General features: G+C 70.8%; 10 protein-coding genes and 1 pseudogene. 8 read left to right on the top strand and 3 right to left on the bottom strand.

What is annotated here, in order from left to right; translation table 11 throughout:
- Window positions 1-215 precede the first annotated feature (215 nt).
- Both I6A60_RS43905 and I6A60_RS05775 read right to left on the bottom strand, forming a co-directional pair.
- Window positions 216-1,964: pseudogene (locus I6A60_RS43905) on the bottom strand (DUF222 domain-containing protein); the annotation flags it as partial.
- Window positions 1,909-2,562 (bottom strand): PASTA domain-containing protein, encoded by a 654-nt coding sequence (locus I6A60_RS05775; RefSeq protein WP_203012738.1) that lies wholly within the window; start codon window positions 2,560-2,562, stop codon window positions 1,909-1,911. The gene I6A60_RS05775 and the pseudogene I6A60_RS43905, both read right to left, overlap by 56 nt.
- A 928-nt stretch (window positions 2,563-3,490) precedes the next feature.
- Between I6A60_RS05775 and I6A60_RS05780 the strand changes: the two genes are divergently transcribed.
- A complete protein-coding gene (locus tag I6A60_RS05780; protein ID WP_238434832.1) occupies window positions 3,491-4,108 on the top strand; it encodes a hypothetical protein in 618 nt (205 codons plus the stop codon).
- 426 nt (window positions 4,109-4,534) lie between these two features.
- The gene (locus I6A60_RS05785; protein ID WP_203012734.1) at window positions 4,535-5,506 is read left to right on the top strand and encodes a helix-turn-helix domain-containing protein; all 972 of its coding nucleotides are present in this window, start codon (window positions 4,535-4,537) and stop codon (window positions 5,504-5,506) included.
- 348 nt (window positions 5,507-5,854) lie between these two features.
- Here I6A60_RS05785 and I6A60_RS05790 read toward each other — a convergent pair whose 3' ends face one another.
- The gene (locus I6A60_RS05790; protein ID WP_203012732.1) at window positions 5,855-6,514 is read right to left on the bottom strand and encodes a peroxiredoxin; all 660 of its coding nucleotides are present in this window, start codon (window positions 6,512-6,514) and stop codon (window positions 5,855-5,857) included.
- 420 nt (window positions 6,515-6,934) lie between these two features.
- Here I6A60_RS05790 and I6A60_RS05795 point away from each other — a divergent pair, with 420 nt between their 5' ends.
- The 6 genes from I6A60_RS05795 to I6A60_RS05820 all read left to right on the top strand — a co-directional run bounded on the left by I6A60_RS05795 (window position 6,935) and on the right by I6A60_RS05820 (window position 13,265).
- Window positions 6,935-9,100: a DUF6541 family protein gene (locus I6A60_RS05795; RefSeq protein WP_203012730.1), complete on the top strand. Its 2,166-nt coding sequence runs from the start codon at window positions 6,935-6,937 to the stop codon at window positions 9,098-9,100.
- A 93-nt stretch (window positions 9,101-9,193) separates the two neighbouring features.
- Entirely contained in the window at window positions 9,194-10,282 is a 1,089-nt protein-coding gene (locus I6A60_RS05800) for a phosphotransferase (RefSeq protein ID WP_203012724.1), read from the top strand.
- Window positions 10,283-10,737: 455 nt separating this feature from the next.
- Complete coding sequence (locus tag I6A60_RS05805) at window positions 10,738-11,331, top strand: DUF6529 family protein (protein WP_203012715.1); 594 nt, start codon at window positions 10,738-10,740, stop codon at window positions 11,329-11,331.
- Between the two features lie 24 nt (window positions 11,332-11,355).
- Window positions 11,356-11,823 carry a Rieske (2Fe-2S) protein gene (locus I6A60_RS05810; protein ID WP_203012707.1) on the top strand — a complete coding sequence of 156 codons (468 nt, stop codon included), beginning with the start codon at window positions 11,356-11,358 and terminating at the stop codon, window positions 11,821-11,823.
- Window positions 11,824-11,965: 142 nt separating this feature from the next.
- Window positions 11,966-12,511, top strand: coding sequence for an FHA domain-containing protein (locus tag I6A60_RS05815; protein ID WP_203012705.1), 546 nt, complete (start codon window positions 11,966-11,968; stop codon window positions 12,509-12,511).
- A 211-nt stretch (window positions 12,512-12,722) separates the two neighbouring features.
- Window positions 12,723-13,265: a Rieske (2Fe-2S) protein gene (locus tag I6A60_RS05820; protein ID WP_203012697.1), complete on the top strand. Its 543-nt coding sequence runs from the start codon at window positions 12,723-12,725 to the stop codon at window positions 13,263-13,265.
- Window positions 13,266-13,357 lie beyond the last annotated feature (92 nt).

Here is a 13,357-nt window from a genome sequence, read left to right on the forward strand (position 1 = left end):
GTCCGGGTTGGTGTCGTGGTTGACCCGGCGCGATGGTCCTCGCCAGGGATCAGTCCTTCCTCGTCATTCTTGTGGGTGTCAGTGGTGTAGGTCCGGCCGGTAGGGCTGGTCCAGGTGAAGACGCCCTGTCGCGGTTGGTGCAGGTGCCAGCCTCCTCGGTGTTTCGCTTGGTGGTGGTGCCGACAGAGGAGTCCCAAGTTGTCCAGCGCAGTCGGGCCTCCGCGGGCATGAGGGATGGTGTGGTCGAGGTCGGTCTGGGTCGCGGGCATGCCGCAGCCTGGGAATAGGCAGCGGGTTTGTTGGTGGCGGATGAGGCGAGCCAGTTCGGGGGTGGGGACCCGGCGCCGGCCGAGGTCTAGGACGGTGCCCGTCACGGGGTCGGTCAGGACGCGTCGCCAGCGGGCGTCGGCGGCCAGTGCCCGTCCGACCTCGCCGGGGATCGGGCCGAAGCCCACAAGTTCGGCCGGGTTGTTGTCGAGGCCGGCCAACGTGCCGACGGGGGCGATGACCTGAAGCTCGACGCTGACGTGTTCGCGGCGGTTGCCCAGGAGTAGGGCGGTCAGGACGTCGGCGCGCCGGGCGTCGATCGGGCGGGTGTCGCCGTCCATGCGGTTGTCGGTGTGGGCGTCGGTCCTGGCGATGTGGTTGATCCGGTCGTAGATCGCCTGGGCGTCCTCGGCGGCGAGGATCGCCGTCAGGCACGCCATGCCGTCGTCGAGGGATTGGACACCGATGCTGCGTTCGGTGTGGGCGCGGCGGCGGCGTTTCGCCGCGCCGTCCGGGTCAAGCCGCGCGACAAGGCGGTGGATCTTGCGGCGCCACTGGGGTGGGGACGCCAGCCGGCTACCGGCGAGCATCGCCGCCTCGACGGTGGCGCGTTGGCCGGCGGTGAGGCAGAGGGTGAGCTGGTGGAGCGCGGCGAGCCGGGTGTGATCAAGCATCCCCGCGGTCAGGTCCGCCAACGCGGAGGGAAGCTGGGAAGCGATCTCCCAGGCCGTCGCCAACCGGCTCGACATCGTGCGCGGAGACTGCCCCAGCTCCGCCGCCAACTCATCGGCGACGAACGGCGAGTACAGGTCACCACGCTCACCGTCGCCAGCGCCGGGGTCGGCCGGACGCTGACGGGCCAGATGCACCTGGGCGTGGACCGTCAACCCCTCCAACCGGGCAGTCAACCGCGCGAGCCGCCCCGCCAGCGCCAACGTCGCCGACGCGTCACAGCAGGCCAGCCCAGCCAGCACCTCGTCGAACACCCCATCGACCAACCCCAACCGCCCAAACAGATCACCGGCAGCGTCGCTGTCGGGCGTAGGCGGGCCGTCGGTAGGCGGGGTACCAACGGGATCAACATCGGGCGTAGGAAAGCCGTCGACAGCGCGGGCACCGACGAGGCCGTCTTCTCTTGGCGAATCGACAACCGCTCGGCAGTCAGCCGACCGGTGGCGCCGGGACGCACCAGACCAGCGATTCGGAGCAGGGCAGTCAAGATGCCGTGCATCGGGACCCTGTGAAACACGAGCCGGCGAATCGAGTGAAGTTAAATCAAGTGACGGCGGATCAGGGCCGTCCAACGTGTAGAACATACGCCCATCGTAACGCTCATTCGGAAAAGCGCAAGCGGCCAAAACGACGCCCATCCACGATTCGGAAAGGCCAATAACTCGCTGTTGACGCTTTTCTTGTCGCAGATTCTCCAAATAGGCTCGGATGGCACTGTCGCACGAGGTACTTAGGTTAAACAGCCGTACCGGAGGAAGATTTTGGCGATGCGTAGCCTTACAGAGGCGCCCTACTGCTGAGTCCAGCAGCCGCCTACAAGACTGCCCCGAGCACCGGGGCCGTTCGACGAGCCGGCGGGGTCTGGGCCGGCGATGTGACCAGTTCAGCCGCGTGGGTGGCTGCCGGCGCCTACGCCGGCTCCCAGCGCCAGCCGTTGTTGTCCTGGCAGACGATGGGCTCACCATTTCCCGCTATGCCTGACTGCTCGTGATAGGCGGCAGGGCAAAGCTGGCCCGCCTTGTAGCAGTTGCCCTTGGAAGTGGTCGGATGACAACCGGCGAGCACAGGGTCCTGCGTTACGGGAGCGGGAGCAGGGTCGGGCGCTCTGGCCGTCTGCGGATCATTCGCGGGCGGTGGGTTGTAGGTCGCCTGCGGCGGATTCACGTGCCGAGTCGTCGGTGCGGCGACCGGAGTATGCGAGGCGACTATCGGAGCCTGCGTCGTCGGGATGGCGGCGAGGTTGGGCGCGGCACTACTCGAAACGCTGTCGGGAATGACGCTGACGGCCGGCGACTCGCCCGGCTTGAGCACGTTCAGGGTGATCGTCGCGCCTTTGGATACCGCGGTCCCGGCCGGCGGGTCCTGGCTGACAACCTGCCAGTTGCTGTCGACGAGCTGCATCCGGCCCTGACCCGTCGCGTCCACCGACGTGGCTTTCAGATTCGGTTCAAGCCTGGCCTCAGCCGCACTGAGGCTCAGGCCGACGGCGTTGGGGACCGTGACCTTCTTGGAGCCCGGCGTGGCGATGGCCGCGATGCAACTGACCAGCACGATCGCGACCACGCCGAGCACGATCCACAGCCGCCACCGGCGTGCCCCTCCCGGCGGACGCTGACCGGGAACTGGTCCCGGTAGCGGCGGCCGACCGGATGGGTAGCCTGGCGGCCGGTATCCCTGAGGCTGCCCATAACCCTGCGGTGAGCCATAACCCTGCGGCGGTCCGTAGCCCTGCGGTGAGCCGTAACCCTGCTGTGGTCCGTAACCCTGTGTAGACCCTTGGTCTTGCGGCATTCCGTAATCGCGTCGATGCGATCCGTACGGCTGTGTCATTGTCTCGTATCCCCCGTCGTTCAGGCGCCACAGCGTAGTGGCAGCTCCTGGGCGGGCGATAGAGGATGTACGGGCTGGATGTCAGGTTTCGCGTGACATCGCGCCCGTGACAGGTGGTCGGGCCGCGGGCTTACGCCGCGCGCGCTGTGACACCAGGATCCGATCGGCCGCCCGGCCGCGCCTGCGCCTCGTCGAGCTCGAAGGAACGGGCTAGCCGACGCAAATGCACCGGGCGTCCCCTGGGGTCCGTTCCGCGGAACGCGAAGATCCCGTCGGCCCAGGCCTCCCGCCTCACCGGCGCTGCACAAAGGAACAGACCAGCCGCCCTGCCACACCGAGCGCCATCTGAAGTCCGTTCCGCGGAACGCGAAGATCCGGTTCGCCCTGGAACTTCCGCCTCGCGGGCACCACCACGAGCGCGCCAGGTCATCCTCGGCATCGCTCGCTCCGAAGTGTCATGGGGCCCATTCCGGAGCGGGCATCGTCCGGACGGCCGGATCAGACCGGTTCCCAGCGCCACCCGTCGTTGTTCTCGCAGACGATCGCCTTGCCGTCGCCCGCGACGCCATGCGCGCCATGGTCGGACTTGCGGCAGAACTCGCCCGGCTCGTAGCAATGGCCCTTGTCTGTCAGCGGCGTACAGCCGCTGGTCGAGGTTGTCGTGACCGATGTGGGCGAGGGCGGCGCCTGGGGCGCCGGTGGCCGGGTCGTTGCGGGCGGCGGTCGGGTCATCGGCGGGGTCGACGCGTGGGCCGTCTCCGGCGCGGACGCCTCGTCCACAGCCGGCTGGTTCACCGCTGGCGCTGGCCCCTGGACCGCGGGGGGCTGGATCGCGGGGGCCTGGGACGCGGGGGGCTGGGACGCGGTCGGCGCAGGCGGCCGAGCCGACCGGGCCGACGATGCCACGGTCCGGGACAGCCGCGCCGGTGACTCCGTCGGCTGGGACGGCCGGGGCGGCGACGTTACGGGTGTAGGCACCGCCCCGAACTCCGTCGAACTGGTGTCAACGGCGGCCGCCGGCGACGGCGATGGCGGCGCCAGCGTCGGAGTCGGAGTCCCCGACGGTGCCGCAGCCGGCGAGCCGCCTGCCTGGGCCACGGAGAGCGTGGGTGCCCCCGATTTCGGGGCCGGCGCGAGGGCGCCGACCAGGACGAAGAGGAACACCAGCACGCCGATACCCGCGCCGACAATCCACGGCCACCGTTCGCTCTTGCGCGGGCCGGCCGGAGCCCAGATCGGTCGGGACCTACCCACCACCCGGCCTCGTCGCCGCCAGTAGGACCGTGTCCGGCGCAGTGCCCTCGCAGCGTCGCCCTTCCGGTGACCCATACTTCCCCCGACTTGACCTGCAATGATTACCCAGAGTGATTGATGTTCGCCACCCTAAAGCGGTCGGATGCCCGCAGCGAGGCGACACGCTGGGCAATGCCTGTGACGGCGCCCAGTGCCGGCACCGGCAAAGATGCCGGCTTCGCCCCGGACCTGATCGCGGTTGCAACCCTCGGACGGGTGTCACCGGACCCACCTGAAATCGGACCCAGCTGAAACCGGACCCAGCTGGGGACCACAGGGCGCAAACGGCGCTCTTCTCGACAGGCCGACCTGGCCGGAGAGGAGCGCCTCGACCTCGGGCCTCGTGTTGGCTCGCGTCAGCCGCGCAAGATCGGTCGGGCGCGGGTGCGTGGGGCATCGACACACTGGAGGGGTGTCAGAACCCAGGCCACGGGCAGGCCGCGATCGGCTCCGGGAGTTGCTTGATGTGGTGCTCGCGGGCGCCGACGACGGGGAGCCGCGGTCACTGACCGAGATGGCCGGAGCGGCGTACTCGTCGCCGTTCCACTTCAGCAGGCTGTTGTCTCGTGGCACGGGCGAGCCACCTGTCGCCATGCGCCGCCGGGTCTTGCTGGAACGGGCGTCCTGGCAGCTGCGGCAGGGCTCGTCGGTCACCGACGCGGCGTGGGAGGCGGGCTACGAGTCGGTCGAGGGGTTCGCCCGCGCCTTCACCCGCGCCTTCGGCCATCCACCGAGCACGCCCACCAGCGGGCACTGGCTGCCCGCACCGAACGGCATCCATTACCACCCACCCATGTCGCTGTGGGTGCACTCGACGGAGCCTGCGATGAACCCGCTCACCGAGCAGTTGGTCAGCCATGACCTGGACGACACCCGCGACCTGCTGGAACTAGCGAAAGGCCTGACCGACACCGCGTTCCGGGCCATCCGCCGGCCTGGCGCGACGGTGACGTCCTGGGAGGGCCTCGAGGAGTCGATCGCCGCGGTACTGGAGCATCACATCTGGACCAAGGAAGTCTGGCTGGCGGCCATCGAGGGTCTCGACCTGCCGGCCCGCGATGAGAACGATGACGCGGCCGGCCTCCTGGCCCGTCATGACGCCACCGCCCCACGGTGGCTCGCGGCCGTGCGGGACATCGACCGTCGCGGGGCCTGGGACGACCGCCTGATCGACGCGCTCTGCGACCCGCCGGAGAGCTTCGTGCTCAGCTCCGTGGTCGCGCACGTACTCACCTTCGCCGCGCACCGCCGCCAGCTGACCCGCGAACTGCTGCGAGCCGCCGGCCAGCAGGTCGACGACGGCGACCCGATCATCTGGCTACGCACCGTCCGCGGCGAGCCGACCGACGAGCCGACGAGCACTCCCGAAGCCGGGGACGCCTGAGCCTCGCACCAGCACGACGTCAGCTGGCGCGAGCGCCGGGCTCCTGGGTCACGCCGGCCTCTTGAGTCATACGTCTCGGTGGCCTTTTCAGGCCATTGCCGGCCGCCGCGCAGGACTCACGCGGTGGCTCGGCCTCAGGAACTCCCTGGCGGGGAGCAGCAAGCGGGCGGCATCAAGAGGATGCCGCCCGCCCGAGAGAAGCACTGGACCAGGCCGGCCGGCCGGCGGCCGTGACGGCGCCGGTCGTCTACCCGGCGACGGCTCGGACGCTCGATCCGCCCAAGGCCCGAGCCCGAGCTCAAGACCCGAGCCGAGCCCAAGGCCCGAGACTGAGACCGAGGCCGCCGGTCAGGCGCTGGGCTGCGGGACGATGCGCAGGTAGGGCTTCGGTGCCTGCCAGGTGCCGAAGAGCTCCTTGGCCTGCTCGTTGTTGACCGAGCCGGCGATGACGACGTCTTCGCCCTGCTTCCAGTTCACCGGGGTGGCGACTTTGTGCTTGGCGGTGAGCTGGAGCGAGTCGATGACGCGCAGCACCTCGTCGAAGTTGCGGCCGGTCGTCATCGGGTAGACGAGGATCAGCTTGATCTTCTTGTCAGGGCCGATCACGAACACGTTGCGCACGGTCTGGTTGTCCGCCGCGGTGCGGTCCGACGGGTCACCGGAGACGTCGGCGCCGAGCATCCCGTACGCCTTGGAGATCGCGAAGTCCGAGTCGCCGATCAGTGGGTAGTTGGGCGCGGTGCCCTGGGTCTCCGCGATGTCCTTGGCCCAGCCCTCGTGCAGCTCGACCGGGTCCACGGACAGGCCGATGATCTTCACGCCGCGGCGGTCGAACTCGGGCTTGATCGAGGCGACGTAGCCGAGCTCGGTGGTGCAGATCGGCGTGAAGTTCTTGGGGTGCGAGAAGAGCACCGCCCACGAGTCGCCAATCCACTCATGAAAGTTGATCGTGCCCTCAGTGGTCGCGGCCACGAAGTCAGGGGCGGTGTCGCCGATCGTCAGAGTCATCGCTGTCTCCGTCAACAAGAGGTCCGGCGCGGGATCCGCCGGGTTCTGCGGTGGTCATCGAGGACTCTACGGATCCGTCGGGCCCTTGGCGGCTCTCAGCCACACGACCGTAACGACCGGGCCATCGCGGCCGGCGTCCCGCAGACCCGCCGCGCGCGACCGGGGACATCACCGAGACGACCAGAGCCGGCACCGAGCCGGTCGAGGGCCGGTCGCGGGCCGACCGGGGACGGCCGTCAGTGATCGCTTATGGGTCGTTTATCGTTCCAATGGCGCGAAACCAGGGCTTGCGGCTGCTCCACGCCGATAAGCGCGAATAGCGACAGCGATGCGACGGATGGTGCACACGCGTGATCGGAGCCGAGCGGCAGCGCGCCGTGACGCAGTCATGATGGCCGACGTCGCACACTGCGAGCCCCGATGACCGTCGACGTGTCATCTCCCGAGACGACGGTTCCGCTCCGGGTGGGCCGGCGGCGGCCAAGCGGCCCCGGCTGGCGGCCGCACGCACCCACGACCGATTTCGGGGAGTACGGCTGGCGGCTCCGGTTGGCCCGGATCGACCCGCCGACCCGGGCGGTCGTGCTGATCGCGGTCTGTTCGTTCATCGGGAGCCTGCTGCTGCAGACCGGCCTCTACCGGCAGGGCTCCGGCGACGCCGACGAGGCTGCCTACGTCCTGCAGGCACGGATGCTGCTGGACGGACGGCTCACCCTCGACTCCAGAGTCGTGGAGCCGTTCTTCCAGCCGTGGCTGACCGGCATGCATGGCACGGAGGTGTTCACCAAGTACCTGCCCGGCTGGCCCGCGCTGCTCGCGGCCTCGCAGGCCGTCTTCGGCACGATGGCCGTCGCTCCCGCGGCAGTCGCGGCCTGCTGGGTCATCGGCACCTACCTCCTCGCCCGCGAGCTGTTCGAGGACGGCTGGACGGCCGCCATCGCGGCCGGCCTCGTCGCCCTCTCCCCGCTGGTGCTGCTGCACACCGCGCTTCCGTTGGCGTACGCCCCCAGCGCGGCCGTGCTCACGTTGGCCAGCGCCCTGCTGTTACGCGGAGTCCGGACCGGGACCCGAGGTGCGCTGATCGGCGGTGGCGCGCTGGTCGGATTCGCCCTGCTGATCCGGCCATTCGACGCGGTTCTCGTCGTCGGGCCGCTCTTCCTGTTCGCGGCTACGCGGGCGTGGCGAACGCCGGGGATCCTGCTGGCCCGCGCGGGCTGGGGCGTTCTCGGCGCGGCCCCGTTCGTCGGCCTGCTGCTGGCTTACTGCTCGCATGTGACGGGGTCGCCGCTGGAGCTCCCACAGACGGCGTCGGACCCGCTGGACACGTTCGGGTTCGGCCCGCGGCGCATCCTGCCGTCCGAGCCGACCTTCACCTTTACTCGTCACCTGGCCGCGCAGGCTCTGTCGGAGACGTTGCAGGCGGCCCCAAGCTGGTATTTCGGCGGCTTCGGCCTGATCGCGCTCGCCTTGGTCGGCCTGCTGGCTCCCCGGCGCCGCGCGGAACGCCTGCTGCTCGCCAGCACGACCGCGGCGGTGCTGATCGGCTACTTCTTCTGGTGGGGATCGGCCTTCGCCATGCCCGGGCTGCGCAACGGCCTCGGCCCGCACTACCACCTGGCCGGGTTCACTCCGATCGTGATCCTCGGGGCGGCCGGTGCTCGCTGGCTGTGGTCGCTGATTCCAGCGGAACAGCGCGGCCGGCGCAGGGCGCGCCAGGCCCGCCCGAAGCCGCTGGTCCGGGCCACCGCCCTGGTGCTCTCCTTCGCCGGGTTGGCCGCCCTCACCGTGCCCACGATTCAGGGCAGGATCGACGTCCAGCGCGGGGTGAACTCCGGCAACGCCTTCCTGGACGCGCTGATCCCCGATCACCTCCCGGGCCCGGCGCTGGTGGTCGTCACGCCGGCGATCCCGACCCGGTACACCCAGCTCCCATACCACACGCTGCGTAACTCGGCAGACCTGGACGGCCCGGTCGTCTACGCGGCCGACATCGGCCCCGGCGTCGCCGCCCTGCCCGACCGGATGCCCGACCGGACGATCTACCGGCTGCGGCCCAACGAGCTCGTCGACGCGGACGTCCCGGGCAGCTACCGGGGCTCGTTCGTCCAGCTACACCAGGTCCAGGGCACCAGCATCCAGATCCGGGTGACCGTCCGGCCGCCGGCCGCCGGCACCGCCGGAATCCCCGCCGGCGGCCTCGGGGCCGGCGCCCGGCTGTATGTGCGGCTGGGTGAGCAGACCCAGTCGCAGCGGCTGCCGGCCGGCACCGGCGGCGCCAGCACCTTCGTCCTCAACAGCGCCGCGTCCGGACGGTCGGGCGAGATCAGCGCCGCCACGCTCTCGTCGCCGGCCGAGCTCGTCGTTGGCTTCACGACCGGCGACGGGGCCGGCGCCGCGAGCTGGGAGGAACGGTTCCCACTGATGCGGCGCGCGACCGGTGATCTCACGCTGCTGGCACCCGGCCTCGGCTGGCGGCGGCTGACCGGCACCCTGGCCAGCACGGTGGCCAGCAACGAGTCGCAGTGGCTCGCCGCCCGCGTCGAGCCCACCCTCGACGTCGCCCTGACCGGATCGGACAGCCGCTGACCGACCCGCAACGGGCAGCCCCGGACGGGCAGCCGGGCAGCTCACCGGCAACCGGAAGTTGACCCCGAAAGTGAGCGATCACATACTTAGTCGATGACTGAGTCGACGTCGCCCGACCGTTTACAGGTGCCCGCGGACTGGGCGGACGTGACCCCGGAGTGGATGACCGCCGCTCTCGCGGAACAGCACCCCGACGCGGTGGTCGGCGCGGTCACCCTGGTGCTCCGGGACGACGGCACCAACCGGCGGGCGCGGTTCGATCTCGACTACGCGTCCGGTTCGGGGCCGGGCCGGGTCTTCCTCAAGGCCGAGGGCGTACATCGGGAGGTACACGCCAGGAACGGCAACCTGTTCAACGAGCCGGACCTGTTCGCCTCGGGGGCGCCACTGCCCGTCGACCACCCGCACTCCTACCGGGTCGTGATCGACCGCTCGGGCCTCGACTACGTGATCGTCATGGAGGACGTCACCGTCCGGGGCGCCGATCCGCGGGACTCGACCCGTCCGATGACCGCCGACCAGGTCGCGAGCGGGCTGCGCGGCCTGGCCCGGCTGCACAGCCTGTACTGGGGATTCACCGCCGCGACCCACCCCCGGCTCGGCTGGGTCCAGCCGTGGGCACCCACCGAGGGTTTCCAGGCCGGCCTGCGCAGGTTCACCCCGATCGGCCTGGAACGCGGAGCCGACCACCTTCCCGCCGAGGTGACGAAGTACGACGGCGACCAGATCGTGGACCTGTGGGTGCGCGACGTCGCGACCCTCGATCGCGAGCCCGGGACGCTGCTGCACGCCGACGCCCACATCGGCAACACCTACGTCCTGCCCGGCGACGAGGTGGGCTTCCTCGACTGGCAGGTCGTGCGCCGCGGCCGGTGGGTTCAGGACGTCGGCTACTTCCTGGTCGGCTCGCTCACCATCGCCGACCGCCGGAGCGCCGAGGCCGACCTGCTGAAGGAGTACCTGGCGGCGCTCGACGTGCCGGACGAGACCCGCCCGTCCTTCGAGGACGCCTGGACGCACTACCGAGCCTCGGCCGCCTACGGCCTGGCGATCTGGCTGTCGACGCTGGGCACCGACGGCTACCAGCGGCGGGAGATCTCGCTCGCCCTCGCCGAACGGTACGGCGCCGCCTACGTCGACCTCGACTGCGAGCTCGCCCTCGCGCACCTCGAGCGGACCTGACAGCCAGCGCGCCTGACAGCCCGCGGGCCTGGCCACCGAGCGCGCCTGAGCACCGGCCGTCGTCCGTACGCGGCCGGTGCTCAGCAGTGCTCAGCCCTGAGTACGACCCGGCAATCCGCCTTCCGGCCGCCGGACCGGCCACCGAGCGGTTCCCCGCGACCACAAGTGCGGTGCGACCGAGTGACTGGTGCATCCCGGTCGCGGACCGGCCCCTATGCTGGGCGGTCGTCGGAATTCGGCGGAAGGCCCCGTCTGAAATCCAGACCGCGCCATACCGCCCAAAGGCGCGCGCCGATTGGTATCGGTGACGCAGACCTGTCGTCCAAAAGCCGTCAGCCGGCTCTCCTTGACACGGCAGCCCACGTACGAGACAAATCATCAGGCATTCCGGCGGCGGGTCAGCCGACCGCGCGGAAACTGCCTGAGCCCGGCCGGGGGGCCGGAACGGAGGCGATATGTCGATACCCGAGCCGACCGCGGGCACCGCCGCGCCACCGCGCCGGTCGATCCTCAGCGGGTCCACTGGGCTCGCCGGCGCCGTGCTCGTGGGCGCCGTCATCGCGGTCGCCCTCGGCGTGTACGGCCGGGAGCACGCGCCAGCCCGCCGCCCGCTGTACACCCTCGGTTTCTCCAGCCCACTGCCGATGAAGGCGTGGCTGACGACAATCGTGCTCGTCCTCGTCCTCGTGCAGCTGCTGACGGCGCTGTGGATGTGGGGGCGCCTGCCGGGCGTCAAATCCGCTGGGCCGGTGGTTTCGATCCTGCACCGCTGGAGTGGGACGGCGGCTTTCGTCGTCTCCCTTCCGGTCGCATTCCACTGCCTGTGGGCCCTTGGATTCTCGACGGCGGATACAAGAGTCCTCGTGCACAGTGTCGCGGGGTGCACGTTCTATGGCGCCTACGCGGCGAAGATGCTCGGCCTGCGGGTGAAATCCCTGCCCGGTTGGGCGCTGCCGGTACTCGGCGGGCTCGTCTTCTCACTGCTCGTCCTGCTCTGGCTCACGGCCGCATTGTGGTTCTTCACCCGCTCCGGCATCCCCCATGTCTGATCTCCGCCCGAGGAAGGCGCTCAGATGACGCAGGACGTCTCCACCCCGGACGGGGCGGGGTCACTCACCCGGCGGGCCATTCCCGCGGCGGTCGTGGTCGTCGGCGCGGCGGCCGGCGTCGGGGTGGCGTGGAACCACCGCGACGGTGCCGGACCCGGCGCCAACGCGGCCGGCGGCAGCCCTGCCGGCGGGGCTGCCGCCGCCAGCACGCCGCTGGCGTCGCTCGACCAGATCCCGGCCGGCGGCGGCCTGATCCTCGACAAGGCAGCGGTCGTGCTGACCAAGGACCAGGCTGGCGACGTACACGCCTTCTCCGCGGTCTGCACCCACCAGGGCTGCACCGTCAGCGAGGTCGCCGGTGGCACGATCAACTGCCCGTGTCACGGCAGCAAGTTCGACGTGACGACCGGCGCCCCGGTGGCCGGCCCCGCGTCGACCCCGCTGCCCCCGGTCAAGGTCAGCGTCCACGACAACGCCGTCTTCCCTGCCTGAGCCAGTCGGCCAGTCCATCTCCCGGCCTGAGCCGGCCGGCCAGTCCATGGCCGACCACGGCGCCGCACCCGGCCGGGTTGGCGCGAACAGCGAACCATTCGGCTCCACGACCGCCGGAAGCCCGGCAGGAGAGAGGGTCAGCGTGCCTCTCGTCGCGCTGCGCGTGCAGACCTCGACCACGCAGCTCACGCTGCCCGGCGACCGCAAGGTCGTGGTCGGCCGGGCGTCGGACTCGGACATCGTCGTCAGCCACCCCAAGGTGTCCCGGCGGCATGTCGCGCTCGAGCCGTCCCCGGACGGCTGGACCGCCAGCGACCTCAGCGCCAACGGGCTGTGGCACGACGGCCAGCGGGTCACTTCGGTCCCGGTCGGTACCCAGCCGACCCGGCTGCGGCTCGGCGCCGTGGACGGCCCCGAACTGACGCTGACGGCCATCGTCCCCGTCGACGTGCCCCCGGCGGCCCCGGCCGAGCCGGACGTCGACGAGGCCGAGACGAGGCTCGCCCCGGCCAGCGGCCCGCTGGCCCGCCCCGGTCGCGTGGCTGCGCCGGCCGCCCAGCCGGCGCCCACTCCCAGTACCCCCGTCGTGACCCGGCGGCGGCCGCCACGGTGGCTGAGCACGGTGCCCACACTGATCTGGCTTTTCGCCGCCGCGTTCGCCCTGGGCGCCCTGGTCACGCTGTCCTGAGCAACCGGCACTGGCAACCCCTGGCGCCGACGGACGGTAATTACGCCCGTCGAGCCGCCATTTGCCGACTTCGTGCCGGCCGATATCCGGGGCCACGCCGCGGGCTCTCACCAGATCTTTAGAAGTTCGCGGCATGCCGCGACTCGGAAGGCCCTTCCGCACACCTACCGTCGGACGTGTGAGGCGATACCCACTTCCAGGAGGGAATGCCATGACGCTGGACGCCACGACCCAGGCGGAGCCGACGGAATCGCCGACGCCGTACCCCGGGCTGACCCGGCGAGTGACGGTTCCCCTGTTCGCCCTGGCCGCCGGCGCGGGCGGCTTCCTGGTGGCGGCGTGCGGCAGCTCGTCCGGCTCGGACACCACGAATGCCGCGACGGGCGCTCCCGCCTCGACCGACAGTGACGGCGGCGCCGACGAGACCCCCAGCGGCGCCGCGCCGACGAGCGCCTCGGCCGACGACGCCAAGGAACTCACCAGCCTCAGCAAGGTGCCGGTCGGCGGTGGGCTTGTCCTCGCGGACAAGAAGATCGTCATCACCCGGGACTCCGGCGGCACCGTCCACGCCTTCTCCGCGGTCTGCACCCACATGGGCTGCACGGTGGGCTCGGTCTCCGGCGGCACGATCAACTGCCCGTGTCACGGCAGCAAGTTCGACGCCACGACCGGCAAGAACGTCGCAGGCCCGGCCCCTCGCCCGCTGGCCCCGGTCACCGTCACCGTCAAGGGCGACGACATCTACCAGGCCTGACGCAGGCGATCAGACCAGGCCGCTCCGAACAGGGTCGGCCCCACCGCGGTGGGGGCGGCCCCGGTGGGGGGGCGGGGGGCGCGTGGCCCCGG

This window comes from Frankia sp. AgB1.9 (assembly GCF_016786355.1).
GTDB lineage: Bacteria > Actinomycetota > Actinomycetes > Frankiales > Frankiaceae > Pseudofrankia.